The sequence below is a fragment of the Citrobacter sp. RHBSTW-00986 genome (assembly GCF_013783065.1).
Classification (GTDB): domain Bacteria; phylum Pseudomonadota; class Gammaproteobacteria; order Enterobacterales; family Enterobacteriaceae; genus Citrobacter; species Citrobacter braakii.
In genome coordinates this window covers 588,341-603,639 of record NZ_CP056200.1, presented here as the reverse complement: position 1 = coordinate 603,639, position 15,299 = coordinate 588,341, and the positions used below count along the sequence as shown (strand labels likewise).

Here is a 15,299-nt window from a genome sequence, read left to right as displayed (position 1 = left end):
TGGAAGGTTCAAGAATGAAATACCGCATCGCTTTAGCAATTAGTCTTTTCGCTCTCAGTGCCGGCAGTTACGCCTCCACCCTCTGTCAGGAAAAAGAACAGGATATTCAGCGGGAGATAAGCTATGCCGAAAAGCACAACAATCAAAACCGCATCAATGGTCTGAACAAAGCGCTGAGCGAAGTTCGGGCAAATTGTACTGACAGCAAACTGCGCGCCGACCATCAGAAAAAAATCGCCGAGCAGAAAAATGAGATAGCCGAGCGTCAACGTGATTTGGCCGAGGCGAAGCAAAAAGGCGATGCGGATAAGATAGCCAAGCGCGAACATAAGCTTGCTGAAGCTCAGCAAGAGCTGAAAGAACTCGAGACACGCGATTACTAAGTACGGTAACTAGCCACTCAACTGGAGAAAACTATGTCGAAAGATAATGCTACGGAAAACCTGCGCGCTGAGCTGAAATCTCTTGCGGATACGCTTGAAGAAGTACTTAGCTCCTCTGGCGATAAGTCGAAGGAAGAGATGAGTAAAATTCGCAGCAAAGCCGAACATGCGTTACGCGAGAGCCGCCATCGTCTGAGCGAAACCAGCGATGTGATTGCCAAACAGACCCGTGAGGCCGCGGCAAAAGCCGATAACTACGTACGCGAAAACCCATGGACAGGCGTCGGCATTGGCGCTGCAGTCGGTGTGGTACTTGGTGTACTGCTGTCGCGCCGTTAATAATGGCAGACTCTCAACACGCACAAGGTCCAGGCAAAGGCGTACTGGGTATTGGACAGCGGATCCTGACGATTCTCGTTGAGATCGTAGAGACGCGGCTGCGGCTGGCCGTCGTTGAGCTGGAAGAGGAAAAAGCCAATCTCATCCAGATCCTGCTGATGCTTGGGCTGACCATGCTGTTCGCGGCGTTTGGTCTGATGAGCCTGATGGTGCTTATCATCTGGGCCATAGACCCGCAGTATCGCCTGAACGCCATGATTGCCACCACCGTTGTGCTGTTGCTTTTTGCGCTTATCGGCGGGCTATGGACGCTGAGTAAAGCGCGTAAAACAACGCTGCTACGCCATACGCGCAATGAACTCGCTAACGACAGGCAGGCCCTGGAGGATGATGCATAATGAGCAGTAAAGTCGAACGTCAACAACGTAAGGCGCAACTGCTTGGACAGATCCAGCAGCAACGGCTGGATCTGTCTGCCACTCGCCGCGACTGGCTGGAAGCCACCGAAGTTTACGATCGTGGCTGGAAGACGCTGCTGAACCTGCGTGGCTGGGTGTTGGTCGGAAGCAGTATTATGGCGGTTCGCACCATTCGTAACCCGAATCTGCTGGTACGCTGGGCTAAACGCGGCTTTAGCGTGTGGAGCATCTGGCGTCTGGTTAAATCGACCATCAGACAACAGCAACTGCGCGGCTAATCACCTCTTCTCCCCCTAACCTCAAATTTTTTGAAAATTTCTGACAGTTTTCCTTGCTAACAATTGTCATTAGCCACGTTTATGATTCTCTCCATCGACAGCAACGACGCACTCTGCGACGTCGTTGCACAAAAAAACACAATAAGCCGCCTGAGTGGTTTCCTGGAGAGTATGATGAAGAAATTAGAAGATGTTGGTGTACTGGTAGCGCGCATTCTGATGCCAATCCTGTTTATTACCGCAGGTTGGGGAAAAATCACCGGATATGCGGGTACCCAACAGTACATGGAAGCCATGGGCGTCCCAGGATTTATGTTACCGCTGGTTATCCTGCTTGAGTTTGGCGGCGGTCTGGCCATCCTGTTTGGTTTCCTGACTCGTACTACTGCGCTGTTCACCGCGGGCTTCACGCTGCTGACGGCGTTCCTCTTCCACAGCAACTTTGCGGAAGGTGTGAACTCTCTGATGTTTATGAAAAACCTGACCATCGCAGGCGGCTTCCTGCTGCTGGCTATCACCGGTCCGGGCGCATTCAGCATCGACCGTGTACTGAATAAAAAATGGTAAGCGAGCTATACTAAACGCATCAAAAAGCGAGGAGACATCTCCTCGCTTTTGCTATCTGAGGAGGCGAAAATCATGGGACAACTCATTGACGGCGTATGGCATGACACCTGGTATGACACCAAATCAACCGGGGGAAAATTTCAACGCTCTGCATCAGCTTTCCGTAACTGGCTCACCGCGGATGGCGCACCGGGTCCAACGGGCGAAGGGGGTTTCGCCGCCGAAAAAGACCGCTATCATCTCTACGTTTCTCTGGCCTGTCCGTGGGCGCATCGCACGCTGATCTTGCGTAAACTCAAAGGGCTGGAACCGTTTATTTCCGTTTCCGTTGTGCATCCGCTGATGCTGGAAAACGGCTGGACCTTTGACGATAACTTCCCGGCGGCAACCGGCGATACCCTGTATCAGCACGAATTTCTTTATCAACTTTATTTACACGCCGATCCGCACTACAGCGGTCGGGTGACCGTTCCGGTGCTGTGGGACAAAAAGAACCACACCATTGTCAGCAACGAATCTGCAGATATCATCCGTATGTTTAACACTGCGTTTGATGCGCTGGGCGCGAAAGCCGGGGATTACTATCCACCCGCTCTGCAAACTAAAATCGACGAGCTCAACGGCTGGATTTATGACAACGTCAATAACGGCGTGTATAAAGCCGGATTTGCCACCAGTCAGGAAGCCTACGACGACGCCGTAGAAAAAGTCTTTCAATCTCTGGCGCGACTGGAGCAGATCCTTGGGCAACATCGCTACCTGACCGGGGACCAGTTAACAGAGGCCGATATTCGCCTGTGGACCACGCTGGTGCGCTTTGATCCTGTGTATGTGACGCACTTCAAGTGCGACAAACACCGGATTAGCGACTATCTGAACCTGTACGGTTTCCTGCGCGATATCTACCAGATGCCAGGCATTGCGGAGACCGTTAATTTTGATCACATCCGCAATCACTACTTCCGTAGCCACAAAACCATTAACCCGACCGGCATTATTTCTGTCGGACCGTGGCAGGACCTCAACGAACCCCACGGGCGTGATGACCGTTTTGCCTGATTTACACGGGTCCCCTTTGGGGGCCAAATAATTAATACAGCAAATATTTACCAGCATTCCATTCACGGCTATTCTTAATTTGATTGCTTTAAAAACAAGTAATTGAATACAGAACGAGGCAAAAATGGATTGGTATTTAAACGTATTAAAGAACTACTTTGGTTTTGGGGGCCGCGCGCGTCGTAAAGAATACTGGATGTTTGTGCTGGTCAACATCATCTTTACGTTCGTGCTGGGCATTCTGGACAGAATGCTTGGCTGGGAACGCGCCGGAGGGGAAGGCATATTAACGACGATTTATGGGGTTCTGGTCTTTATCCCGTGGTGGGCGGTGCAGTTCCGGCGTTTACATGACACCGACCGCTCGGCCTGGTGGCTACTGGTGCTGCTGATCCCGATCGTAGGCTGGTTGGTAATCATCATTTTCAACTGTCAAAATGGTACTCAGGGGAGCAACCGCTTCGGCGCTGACCCCAAACAACTGTCCTGATGTAATACACCATCTTGTCGGCCGGATAAGGTGCATTTGCACCGCATCCGGCGTAACAGCCCTGCTATTTACCCGCAAATAGCTTGGGAATTTCCCGCAAACACCAGGATTTCGCTTCGCCCATGCTGTCTCGACGCCAGGCCATAATAATATCAATTTCGCTTGTCGATTCCGGGCTAACCACACGCAACCGACCCGCCGCAATGTCCTCTTCCACCAGCGGGTATGGCATCGTCGCCACGCCAAGACCGGCCAACAGCGCCTGGCGTTTATCTTCTATCGAACTCACCGTCAGACGCGGCTGTTTATCCAGCAGTTGAACCGTCAGCACCGGACGTTCGCGGGCCGTGTCCGCCACCGCGATTCCGCGGTACTTCACGCGGGTGACTTCCGATAACGGTTCCGGCTCCTGATGAATTGGATGATCCGGGGCCGCCACATATACGTTCATCAGCGAGTACAGCTTGCGCGAGTTGATTTCCGAAGATGAGCGAAAATGCATATCCGGCGCAATCACGATATCCGCCCGCCCCTGCTCCAGACGCTCCCACGCCCCGGCCAGAACTTCGGTAATAACGGAAAGCTGGGTATTGGCCTTCCCGGCAAGTCTGTCGATCAGCGGGAAAAACGCCGCCGTCGGCACCAGCGCTTCGGTGACGATGGTCAGATGCGTTTCCCAACCACGAGCCAGCGCTTCGGCATCGGTGGTCAGCTTATCCGCAGCTTCCAGCAGTACACGCCCACGTTCCAGCAGCATACGCCCGACGTTGGTGAATTTTGTGCGATGACCTGAACGGTCGAACAGCACGACGTCCAGCTCTTCCTCCAGCTTCTGCATGGTATAGCTGAGCGCGGAAGGAACGCGCCCCAGTTCGTCCGCTGCGGCGGCAAAGCTGCCACGCCGGTCTATTGCGTCCATGACGCGTAACGCCTCAAGCGTTAAAGCCCTTTCTTTGGCCATCTCGTTCTCATTCAGGAAATTTGAACATACCGGGCAGAATATCTGGCTAACAATGCAGCGTCTAGCCATTTAACATAAAAGGAAGTAAAGAGAGGTCAAGAACTATGATTACTACCCGTACAGCCAAACAATGCGGGCAAGCAGACTACGGCTGGCTGCAGGCCCGTTATACCTTCTCCTTTGGACACTATTTTGATCCTAAACTGCTGGGTTATGCCTCGCTGCGTGTTCTGAACCAGGAAGTTCTGGCACCGGGAGCCTCTTTCCAGCCACGTACCTATCCGAAGGTGGATATCGTCAATCTGATCCTCGAAGGGGAAGCGGAGTACCGCGACAGTGAAGGCAACCATATCCAGGCCAAGGCAGGAGAAGTTTTACTGCTCGCCACACAGCCGGGAATTAGCTACAGCGAACACAATATCAGCAAAGATAAACCGTTAACCCGAATGCAGCTCTGGCTGGATGCCTGCCCGCAGCGCGAAAACGCCTGCGTACAGAAAGCCACGCTGAGTGCCGGTAAGCATCAGTTGCTCGCCTCGCCGGATGGTGAACAAGGCAGCCTGCATCTGCGTCAACAGGTATGGGTGCACCACGTTGAACTGCAACAAGGTGAATCGCTGAGTTTTCAGTTACATGGGCCGCGGGCTTACTTACAGTCGATCCACGGCAGATTCCATGCGGTGACATCTGGCGCCGAAAAGGAAGCGCTCACCTGCGGCGATGGCGCATTTATTCGTGACGAAACTAACATAACGTTAGTCGCCGATACCGCGCTGCGCGCTTTGCTGATAGATTTGCCCGTATAGTCAGGGAAAACAATGGAGTACGACTATTGAGCAAGAAATCATCAAAAAAACGTCAGCCGCAGGTTGAGCCGAAAAAACAGGATACTGTGACCTTCGGCTATGAAGAAATGCTGACAGAGCTGGAAGCGATTGTGGCGGATGCCGAGCTACGGCTGGAAGACGAAGAAGCCGCCTGAAAAGGCGGCTTAGAGTTATGCCGGGGGCGATTCCGCCTTACCCGGCCTGCAGATTAATGTGCCTTACTGGCCATGATCTCAATGATCTGCTTGTCGGTTTCCTGCATCGAGCGACATGCCAGCGCACACAGGTTCGTGATCGATTGCTCCACGTTGTGCGCCACAATCCCTTCATTGCCGGTCACAGCGGTATCATCCAGCGCCATCAGCACCGCTTTCCACGCCGCAGATGCGCTGGTTGAAACTTTCATCGCGCAGCTGTTTGAGGCACCATCGCAAATCATTCCGCTCACGTCGCCAATCATGCTGCTGATTGCCATCGCGATGGTGTTGTAGCGACCATCAACAATCCACGCCATCCCCGCCGCGGCACCCATCGCCGCCGTGGTTGCCGCACACAGTGCAGACAAACGCGGAAGCTGATGATGGATGTAGATAGCGCTCAGGTGAGACAACATCAGCGCACGCGCCAATTTCTCTTCATCCGCACCAAAGTGCTCAGCCACCACCATTACCGGAACGGTCGCGGTAATCCCCTGATTTCCAGAGCCCGAGTTGCTCATTGCCGGAAGCGTCGCCCCGCCCATTCGCGCATCCGATGCCGCACTGGTGCGGATCAGAATAGAGGTGGAGAGATCGTTCGCCAGCAGGCCACGCGCGCACTGCTTCTCAAGCGTGGTTCCGATGTGCAAGCCCCAGTTACCGCGCAGCCCTTCCTGGGACAGCGCACCGTTCAGTTTCGCCGCATCGAGAATAAAGCGGATTGACTCAAACGGTACCGCGTTCACGAACGCCAGAATCTCTTCCAGCGACGTGTGGGATAATACCGCCAGCGGTGACTCCTGCTCCTCTTCCTGAGCGTTCTGTTCTGTCGTGAACACCACGCCCTTATTGGTCTCAATGTGCACAATGTTGGTATGACCACCAACAATCGTCACGCACGCCCATCCTTCAGCGCTATAAACCTTCGCACGGGAGAAAAGAATGTCCTCGCATGGCTCCTGCAGCATCACCGCGACCTTCCCGGCGGTAAGCATCGCTTTCGCATCGGCAATCGCTTGAGGCGAGGCGTCTTTCAGTACCTCTAAACCGGCGTGGGCATTTCCCCCCAGCGCACCCAGTGCCGCCGCGACAGGCAGCCCAACCATTCCGGTACCCGGCACGGTAACGCCCATGCCGTTTTTCATCAGGTTCGGTGAGACCCACGCATCAATGCGTTCAACCGCGCCGTCCAGCTCAGAGGAGGCGACCGCTGCCGCCAGAGCCAGAGAGATAGGTTCCGTGCAGCCCAGCGCAGGCTTAACTTCTTCCTGCACCGCGCGGATAAAACTATCCCATAATGGATTCAATGTAGTCTCAAACATAACAACAACCTTTGCTCAGATATCTCAGGAAAATGCCAGGACCGGAGAAACGCACAGCAACAGGCCCGTGACAATAATCAGATACAGGGAAGCGCCTTTGTATTTGTGCAGTGCAGGAACTTTGTAGACCAACCAGGCCGGGATCAGACATCCCACCATGCCGAAGATAGGGCTACAAATAGAAGTGAAGCTCAGTACCGGCGCATTGAGCACAATGGCTCCCCACGCCAGCAAGATAGCGAAAACCATAATGCCGCGCTGAACCAGGGTCTCATTGATTTTCTCGGCTGGCATTTTGCGGCGCAGCACGTTCATCACGATCCCTTGAGTGGCTTCACGGAACCCTAAGTAAACGCCGAAGAAAGCGGTCATTACGGCAAAGATGTTCAGAATAACGCTGACGATTTTCACCCAGCCAGCACCCGCGCCGCTGATAAACTGCGCGGCAATCGCCAGAGCGGAAATGTTCTGCTCATAAGCTTTAACCGCTTCGTCATGGCCCATCGCCAGCGTGAAGGAAACGGCGTAGAAAAAGACGGTCACAAACAGAATACCGAACGCAATATTCATGGCTCGCAGGGCTTTATGGCGTGCCACTTCAATGGATTTATTGCGAGAACGATAGGAGATAACCATCGGGCTTAAGGTCTGAATAAACAGAATCGAGGTCAGGGTAAACGGCAGCGTGATAATCGCGTTTTTGATCAGCAGCGCCATCGGCGGCAGTGAACCTACGTTATATAAATGCCACATCCCAACCATCGACACGCCAAGCGCCGCCACCACCAGCAGCTTGGTCAGTACCATACCGGTGGAGATTTTAAACAGCAGTTTTTCCCCGCGGGACGAGATAGCCACCAGGATGCAAATCAGCACCAGGCCATAGAACGGGCTGTCGGACAGTAAACCTTCAGTAACGCCAAAAGTATGCAGGTAGGAGGCGCTATCGTTGGTGATGGCGGTGGAATAGACGAACATCCAGATAACCAGCATCACAAAATACAACGCACCTAACAGGATGCCCCAGTTCTTACCCAGATAGCCGCTGATTACGCTCGGGTAGTCTTTACACTCTGGGGACTCAGCCAGCGTATTAATAAACAGACGCTGGAACAGATACATGGCTGGGTAACCGATGATAGAGGAGAGCAAAAACACCCACAGCCCCATCAAACCCACCTGGACGGGAAGAAAAACAATCCCCGCACCAATTGCCATACCGATACTCATAATGACCCAGCCGGTGTCCATGCTGTCGAATTTAATGGCTTCGCGCCATTCACTTTCGGTCATTCCCGCCCGACGTGCCGGAGCAGATGCGTCGAGTATTACGCTGTTATTCGTTGCCGTTTCCATAATTTTCCGCTCAATGTGTAGGTAGAGGTTTTTATATTTTTTTCGTACTGCCTCAATGCGATACGCAGTACTACGGTGCAGGTGAGCTATTGGAGTAATGAGGAAATCATACGCGCAGGATCAGAGAAAAACTTCACAAACAAACCCCTGTAATTTCTAAAAGTTAAGAAATATTTTCTCTTTTATTTCCATATAAAGAATTGAATTTCTATATTTGAAGCAGATCACAACAAAAAAGGCGCACTAACGTGCACCTTTTTTTATCATGCCATATTGATTAATTTATTGCCGGATAGCGCTGCGCTGACCAGGCACGGCTTTTACCTCAGGTACAAACCACTTTAATTGCCAACCCACCGCGTGAGGTTTCACGGTATTTGTCGTTCATATCTTTGCCCGTTTCATACATGGTCTCGATCACTTTATCGAGCGAAACGCGTGGTTCTGACGTTCGACGTAGCGCCATGCGCGCGGCGTTGACGGCTTTTACTGCGTTGATCGCATTACGTTCAATGCACGGTATTTGCACCTGTCCGGCTACCGGATCGCAGGTCAGCCCCAGGTTATGCTCCATGGCGATTTCCGCTGCAATGCAGACCTGCGACGGGCTACCGCCCAGCAGTTCTGTCAGCCCGGCAGCCGCCATTGAACAGGCTACGCCAATCTCACCCTGGCAGCCCACCTCAGCACCAGAAATAGAGGCGTTCATCTTATACAGCGCGCCTATCGCCCCCGCGGCCAGCAAATAGCGGGCAATGGAGTTCGCATTCACCGGACGGCGGAACTTGTCGTAATAGGCCAATACGGCGGGAATAATCCCACATGCACCGTTGGTCGGCGCCGTCACAACCCGGCACCCGGCGGCGTTTTCTTCGCTCACGGCCAGCGCGAACATGTTGATCCAGTCAATAACGTTCATCGGGTCGCTGGACAGATTATCGCTGGAAACCAGCAACCGGCGTAACGCCACGGCGCGACGCGGAACGTTAAGCGGCCCCGGCAAGACGCCTTCGGTGTTCATGCCGCGCTCAATCCCGGCGTGCATGACGTCCCAAATGGCGGCAAAGCCAGCATCGATTTCCTCTTTGCTGCGCATCGCCAGCTCGTTTTGCATCATCAAGCCGGAAACAGACAGCCCATTGCGCTCGCACAGTTTCAGCAGTTCGCTGGCGGAATGAAAATTGTAGGGCACGTGTGCTTCAACATCATGCACCTGCCCAAATTGCTCCTCTTCAATGATAAAACCACCGCCGACGGAGTAATAGGTTTTGCTTAATAGCCTCTCGGTGCCGTTCCACGCGGTGATACGCATGCCATTTTCATGGCGTGGCAGGGTTTCGGTATGAAAAAGAATATTTTCATCTGGAGAGAAATCGACAACATGCGCGCCCTCAGCAACCGGCAAACGTCCGGTACGGGCCACTTCCTGAGTAAAACCAGCGATTGAGTCTATATTAACGTTTTGCGGACTGTTACCGGCCAGCCCCATCATGATCGCGACATCTGTCGCATGACCTTTCCCGGTCAGGGAAAGCGATCCGTAAAGATCGACCACAATATGCGTGGCTCTGGGGAGTTCTCCGCTGCTGACCAACAGATCGATAAAGCTTTTACCTGCGTTCATTGGCCCCACGGTATGGGAGCTGGAAGGTCCAATGCCAATCTTGAAAATATCGAATGCGCTAATCATATCCACACCCTCGGATTGCCGTTCAGTGAAGACCAGGTTTCACACTCATTAAGGATCGGGGCGATCCTGAGATCGCCCCGCAAGGGATTACAGCGTGTCGCCACGTACGGCGATGGCTTCAATCTCCAGCTTCACATCCTTTGGTAAGCGGGCGACCTGTACGCAACTGCGCGTGGGGTAGATAGCCTGATGCTCATCAAAGAACTGCTGGTACACCTGGTTAATGGTGGCGAAGTCGTTCAGGTCGGATACGAAAACGGTAGTCTTCACGATATCGCTCACTTTCAAACCTGCGGACTCGACGATCGCTTTCACGTTTTCCAGGCTTTGACGTGCCTGATCGGCCACGTTTTCTGCCACTTCACCGGTCTGTGGACACACCGGGATTTGACCTGACGTCAACACCATGCTGCCCAGATCCACCCCCTGTACGTAAGGCCCAATCGCCCCTGGCGCACATTCGGTTGCAATAACTTTTCTCATAATCCCTCCGGCGTCAGAGCGCCTGGGTGAAAGTACGTGAAATAACATCCTGCTGCTGTTCACGGGTCAACGCGTTGAAGCGCACCGCATAGCCAGACACGCGGATCGTCAGGTTCGGATAGTTTTCCGGGTGCTCAATGGCATCCATCAACATTTCACGGTTCATAACGTTAACGTTCAGATGCTGCCCACCTTCCACATGCGCTTCATGGTGGAAGTAACCGTCCAGCAGACCAACCAGGTTGGTTTTACGCACCCCATCTTCTTTGCCCAGTGCAGCCGGCACAATGGAGAAGGTGTACGAGATACCGTCTTTGGCATAGGTAAACGGCAGTTTGGCCACCGAGGTTAATGACGCAACCGCGCCTTTACGATCGCGGCCGTGCATCGGGTTAGCCCCCGGCGCAAACGGCGTACCTGCGCGACGTCCGTCCGGTGTGTTACCGGTTTTCTGTCCGTACACCACGTTGGAGGTGATGGTCAGAATGGACTGCGTCGGCACCGCGTTACGGTAGGTTGGCAACACCTTAATTTTCTTCATGAAACGTTCGACCAGGTCGCAGGCAATGCTGTCTACTCGCTCGTCGTTGTTGCCGTATTGCGGATAGTCGCCTTCGATTTCGAAATCGACAGCCAGACCGTTTTCATCACGAATCGGTTTCACGCGGGCGTATTTGATAGCCGACAGAGAATCCGCCGCCACGGACAGACCCGCCATACCACAAGCCATCGTGCGATAGACATCACGATCGTGCAGCGCCATCAACGAAGCTTCATAGCTGTACTTGTCGTGCATATAGTGGATGATGTTCAGCGCGCTGATGTACTGCACGGCCAGCCAGTCCATAAAGTGGTCCAGGCTCTCCATCACCGTATCGTAATCCAGCACGTCATCCATCAGCGGTGCCGTTTTCGGCCCAACCTGAATTTTCAGCTTCTCATCCACGCCGCCGTTGATTGCGTACAGCAACGTTTTGGCGAGGTTGGCACGCGCACCGAAGAACTGCATTTGTTTGCCGATAACCATCGGGCTTACGCAGCAGGCAATGGCATAGTCATCGCTGTCAAAGTCGGCACGCATCAAATCGTCGTTTTCATACTGCAAAGACGAGGTGATGATAGACACCTGGGCGGCGTACTTTTTGAAGGCAATCGGCAGCGCTTCAGACCACAGCACCGTCAGGTTCGGCTCAGGCGCCGGTCCCATAGTGTGCAGCGTATGCAGGTAGCGGAACGAGTTTTTCGTTACCAGCGTGCGGCCATCCAGCCCCATGCCGCCGATAACTTCAGTCGCCCAGATAGGGTCGCCTGAGAACAGGGTGTCGAATTCCGGCGTGCGCAGGAAGCGCACCATACGGATCTTCATAATGAAGTGGTCGATCAGCTCCTGCGCCTGCTGCTCGTTTAAAATTTCCGCTTTGAAATCGCGCTCAATGTAGATGTCGAGGAACGATGCGGTACGGCCCAGCGACATTGCGCCGCCGTTCTGAGATTTCACCGCAGCCAGGTAAGCAAAGTAAACCCACTGCACCGCTTCCTGCGCATTACGCGCCGGGCGGGAGATATCGCAGCCGTACTTCGCTGCCATTTCCTGCATCTGCAGCAGGGCGCGACGGTGCTCAGACAGCTCTTCGCGCAGGCGAATCGTGGCTTCAAGATTCTGGCCCCACTCCAGGTTCGACTGGAGATCGGCAAACTGCAGTTCACGCTCGCGTACCAGGTAGCGGATACCGTACAACGCGACGCGACGATAGTCGCCGATGATACGACCACGGCCATAGCCGTCCGGCAGACCGGTCAGCACGCCGGATTTACGGCAGCGCAGCATATCCGGAGAGTAGGCGTCGAATACGCCCTGGTTATGGGTTTTACGCAGTTCAGTAAACTGGTATTCAAAATCAGCATCCATCTCACGACCATAAGCATCAAAAGAGCTTTTGATCATGTTGATGCCGCCAAACGGATGCAGAGCACGCTTGAGCGGCTTATCCGTTTGCAGACCAACGATTTTTTCCAGTTCTTGTTCAATATAACCCGCATCATGTGCGGTTATCGTGGTGGCAATATTGGTATCGAAATCAACCGGCGCGTGCGTCGAGTTTTCAATACGGATGCCCGCCATGACTTTTTCCCACAATGCAGTGGTCGCTGGCGTTGCTTCGGCGAGGAAAGATTCATCCCCTTCATAAGGCGTATAGTTGTGCTGAATAAAATCACGGACATTAATTTCTTCTTTCCAGTCCGTACCTTTAAAGCCATTCCAGGCTTCGGCATACAGCATATCGCTGGTATCGATATTTACCTTCATGAAAAATAATCTCTCTGCTGAAAATTAATTATGCAAATTCTACTGGTATATTAATTTTGCCTAACGCAATGGCATCACGCGCAATCATTTTCTCTTCATTTGTGGGAATAACCGCACAAATAACACGAGCATCTTTATTAGAGATAATTCTTTCGCCATGGGAATTTGGCAGGCTATTCATCTCGCTGTCGATATTCACCCCTAAAACGGCGAGATGTTCAATAACCAGACGACGAATTAATACCGAGTTCTCACCTATTCCACCGGTGAAAATAATCCCATCAAGACGATGCAGCGAAGCGGCATGTCCGGCGATATGGCGCGCGATACGATGCACAAACGTTTTAATCGCCAACTGCGCACGCTCATGTCCCTCGTGCCAGGCTTTTTCTAACGTACGTAAGTCAGAGGACAAACCGGAAATACCCAGTAAACCGGACTCTTTATTCACAACGCGCTCAAGGTCGCTCAGCGTCTGGTTGGTTTCGCTGGCAATCCACGCCATGGCGCCGAAATCGACGTCACCGCTGCGTGTGCCCATCATCAGCCCTTCCAACGGCGTCATGCCCATTGAGGTATCAACGCTCTGCCCGTTACGCACCGCGCAGATTGACGCGCCGTTCCCCAGGTGAGCCACAACCAGACCGGAGTCATCACTCTGCAGCTCAAGAAGCTCATGCGCTCGCTGAGATACATAGCGGTGCGACGTGCCGTGGAAGCCATAACGACGAACGCCTAACTCCTCAAAATATTTCCACGGTAGACCGTAAAGATAGGCCTCTGGGGCCATCGTCTGGTGGAAGCTGGTATCAAATACCGCAACCTGCTGCACGCCTGGGAAAAGGTGCTGTGCGGATTCAATCCCACTGAGGTTCGCATAATTATGTAACGGTGCTAAAGGCGATACCCGGCGAATATTATCGATAACGTCGTCAGTAATAATTGCTGATTCGGTAAAGATATTTCCACCGTGGGCAATGCGGTGGCCAATTAAGGCCACGCTGTCCATTAAATTACGTTTTTCCAGTTCAACGGCGATTGCTTTTAATGCGTCTTCGTAGCTGTGGTGAGCCAGCTTAGCTGGCTCTCCTCCATTAATTGCTATGAACGCATTTTCAGAGTTAATACCGTCCGCGATTCCCGCCATTAAAACTTCACAGTTCGCTGCATCCAGCACTGAGAATTTAATGGAAGACGAACCACAGTTAATAACCAGTACTACCGGAAACTCATTCATTTCACTACTCCGCTCATCCTGAGCTTAAGGATTAAAACAGTTTGTAGACAATGTTCAGGATAGTCAGCAGACCAATCACGGTAACAAACACGTTATCCAGACGGCCACGGTATTTCGCCAGTGACGGCGCTTTACGGATGGCATACATCGGCAGCAGGCAGAGCAGAGAGGCAATAATCGGCGCGCCCATTGCTTCAATCAGGTCCAGGATGTTCGGGTTGGCGTAAGCCACAACCCAGGTGGAGCCCATGATGAAGATCATGCTGATGGTATTAAGTTTGCCAGCGGAAACCTTAGTTTTATCGCCTTTGTAACCAAACTTCAGTACCAGACCGTTCAGACCTTCCAGCGTGCCCAGGTAGTGGCCGAAGAAAGATTTGAAGATAGCAACCAGTGCGATGATTGAAGCGCCGTACTCCAGAACGGTCGCGAAGGTGGACTTCGAACCGGACAGTGAAGCGAAGTGGTTCGCCAGGTAAGACAGTACTGGAATGTTCTGCGCTTTCGCATCCGCCATGTTTGCCGGAGAGAGCGTGAACAGGCAGCTAAAGGCAAAGAACATCACCACGGCAACCATCAGCATACTGGCGCGGGAGATGATTTTTGAACATTTCTGCTCGGTAAATTCGCGACCGTAATCTTTCTCATACTCTTCACGTTTAGAGACCACGAAGGAAGAAACGATAGGTGAGAAGTTGAAAGAGAACACCATGATGGAAATACCCAGCCACACGGTAACCAGGATGCCGTCATGGCCAGTCAGAGCGATATTGCTGAGATCAACCTGATCGATAACCGCAGAGTTCCAGTAAGGAATCAGAGACAGAGAGATCAGCACCAGGCTGGCAATAAACGGCCATACCAGGTAGCTCATCACTTTAACCATCAGATCCTTACCAAACCAGATGACGAATGCCATCAACAGCAGCAGGAACAGTGCCACGAAGCCACGGTTTAACGCTGGCATCTGCAACTGGTTTTCCCAAAAGGTCATAAAGGTGTTGGTAATGGTGACGCCATAAATCCACAGCAGCGGACAAATCGCAAAGAAGTAGAGGAACGTGATAACCACGCCGCCCGTTTTACCAAAGTGCTCTTCAACCGTTTCTGTGATGTTACCGGAAGGGTTAGAGCCGGAAAGACACAGGCGTGCCAGCGCACGGTGGCAATAGAAGGCGATGGGGTATGCTAACACCAGCATTATCAGAATGGGGATCAGTCCGCCAAAACCTGCGCGGATAGGGAAGAACAGCACCCCGGCGCCGATGGCTGTACCAAATAAACCCAGTGTCCAGGTGGTGTCCGATTTGCGCCAGGACGACTGTTTTGTCTGGCTGGATACAATGCTATCAGTAGTACTCATATCCTATCCTCAACGAAGTA

Annotated in this window: 17 protein-coding genes; 9 read left to right on the top strand and 8 right to left on the bottom strand. The window is 52.7% G+C overall.

Annotated elements, in window-relative coordinates:
* Window positions 1–14: 14 nt before the first annotated feature.
* The 7 genes from HV345_RS03005 to HV345_RS02975 all read left to right on the top strand — a co-directional run bounded on the left by HV345_RS03005 (window position 15) and on the right by HV345_RS02975 (window position 3,535).
* Window positions 15–383: a DUF1090 domain-containing protein gene (locus tag HV345_RS03005; RefSeq protein WP_016154619.1), complete on the top strand. Its 369-nt coding sequence runs from the start codon at window positions 15–17 to the stop codon at window positions 381–383.
* 33 nt (window positions 384–416) lie between these two features.
* Window positions 417–722: a YqjD family protein gene (locus HV345_RS03000; RefSeq protein ID WP_003024832.1), complete on the top strand. Its 306-nt coding sequence runs from the start codon at window positions 417–419 to the stop codon at window positions 720–722.
* Between the two features lie 2 nt (window positions 723–724).
* A complete protein-coding gene (locus HV345_RS02995; protein WP_049268716.1) occupies window positions 725–1,120 on the top strand; it encodes a phage holin family protein in 396 nt (131 codons plus the stop codon).
* Window positions 1,120–1,419, top strand: a complete 300-nt coding sequence (locus tag HV345_RS02990) for a YqjK-like family protein (RefSeq protein ID WP_003024845.1) — start codon at window positions 1,120–1,122, stop codon at window positions 1,417–1,419. The genes HV345_RS02995 and HV345_RS02990 overlap by 1 nt, the downstream gene beginning before the upstream one ends.
* A 174-nt stretch (window positions 1,420–1,593) precedes the next feature.
* Window positions 1,594–1,986: a DoxX family protein gene (locus HV345_RS02985; protein WP_003024847.1), complete on the top strand. Its 393-nt coding sequence runs from the start codon at window positions 1,594–1,596 to the stop codon at window positions 1,984–1,986.
* Window positions 1,987–2,058: 72 nt separating this feature from the next.
* Complete coding sequence (gene yqjG / locus HV345_RS02980; RefSeq protein WP_016154622.1) at window positions 2,059–3,045, top strand: glutathionyl-hydroquinone reductase YqjG; 987 nt, start codon at window positions 2,059–2,061, stop codon at window positions 3,043–3,045.
* 124 nt (window positions 3,046–3,169) lie between these two features.
* Window positions 3,170–3,535: a DUF805 domain-containing protein gene (locus tag HV345_RS02975; protein WP_016154623.1), complete on the top strand. Its 366-nt coding sequence runs from the start codon at window positions 3,170–3,172 to the stop codon at window positions 3,533–3,535.
* Between the two features lie 64 nt (window positions 3,536–3,599).
* Here the strand turns inward: HV345_RS02975 and yhaJ are convergent, their stop codons facing one another.
* The gene (yhaJ, locus tag HV345_RS02970) at window positions 3,600–4,496 is read right to left on the bottom strand and encodes a DNA-binding transcriptional regulator YhaJ (protein ID WP_016154624.1); all 897 of its coding nucleotides are present in this window, start codon (window positions 4,494–4,496) and stop codon (window positions 3,600–3,602) included.
* 104 nt (window positions 4,497–4,600) lie between these two features.
* On the opposite strand from yhaJ, the gene HV345_RS02965 reads away from it, so the two are divergent.
* Together HV345_RS02965 and HV345_RS02960 are read left to right on the top strand one after the other, a co-directional pair.
* Window positions 4,601–5,302, top strand: coding sequence for a pirin family protein (locus tag HV345_RS02965; RefSeq protein ID WP_016157539.1), 702 nt, complete (start codon window positions 4,601–4,603; stop codon window positions 5,300–5,302).
* Window positions 5,303–5,328: 26 nt separating this feature from the next.
* On the top strand, window positions 5,329–5,478 hold the full coding sequence (locus HV345_RS02960) for a hypothetical protein (protein ID WP_016157540.1): 150 nt from the start codon (window positions 5,329–5,331) through the stop codon (window positions 5,476–5,478).
* Window positions 5,479–5,531: 53 nt separating this feature from the next.
* Here the strand turns inward: HV345_RS02960 and HV345_RS02955 are convergent, their stop codons facing one another.
* The 7 genes from HV345_RS02955 to tdcC form a co-directional block, all read right to left on the bottom strand.
* On the bottom strand, window positions 5,532–6,842 hold the full coding sequence (locus HV345_RS02955; RefSeq protein ID WP_016154627.1) for a serine dehydratase subunit alpha family protein: 1,311 nt from the start codon (window positions 6,840–6,842) through the stop codon (window positions 5,532–5,534).
* A 24-nt stretch (window positions 6,843–6,866) separates the two neighbouring features.
* Window positions 6,867–8,198, bottom strand: coding sequence for an amino acid permease (locus HV345_RS02950; RefSeq protein ID WP_181636231.1), 1,332 nt, complete (start codon window positions 8,196–8,198; stop codon window positions 6,867–6,869).
* 325 nt (window positions 8,199–8,523) lie between these two features.
* On the bottom strand, window positions 8,524–9,888 hold the full coding sequence (gene tdcG / locus HV345_RS02945; protein ID WP_016154629.1) for an L-serine ammonia-lyase: 1,365 nt from the start codon (window positions 9,886–9,888) through the stop codon (window positions 8,524–8,526).
* An 87-nt stretch (window positions 9,889–9,975) separates the two neighbouring features.
* Window positions 9,976–10,371 carry an enamine/imine deaminase gene (locus tag HV345_RS02940; protein ID WP_016157544.1) on the bottom strand — a complete coding sequence of 132 codons (396 nt, stop codon included), beginning with the start codon at window positions 10,369–10,371 and terminating at the stop codon, window positions 9,976–9,978.
* 13 nt (window positions 10,372–10,384) lie between these two features.
* Window positions 10,385–12,679, bottom strand: a complete 2,295-nt coding sequence (gene pflB / locus HV345_RS02935; RefSeq protein ID WP_181636230.1) for a formate C-acetyltransferase — start codon at window positions 12,677–12,679, stop codon at window positions 10,385–10,387.
* A gap of 28 nt (window positions 12,680–12,707) precedes the next feature.
* Window positions 12,708–13,916: a propionate kinase gene (gene tdcD, locus HV345_RS02930; RefSeq protein ID WP_016154632.1), complete on the bottom strand. Its 1,209-nt coding sequence runs from the start codon at window positions 13,914–13,916 to the stop codon at window positions 12,708–12,710.
* 31 nt (window positions 13,917–13,947) lie between these two features.
* The gene (tdcC, locus tag HV345_RS02925) at window positions 13,948–15,279 is read right to left on the bottom strand and encodes a threonine/serine transporter TdcC (protein WP_016154633.1); all 1,332 of its coding nucleotides are present in this window, start codon (window positions 15,277–15,279) and stop codon (window positions 13,948–13,950) included.
* Window positions 15,280–15,299: the final 20 nt, after the last annotated feature.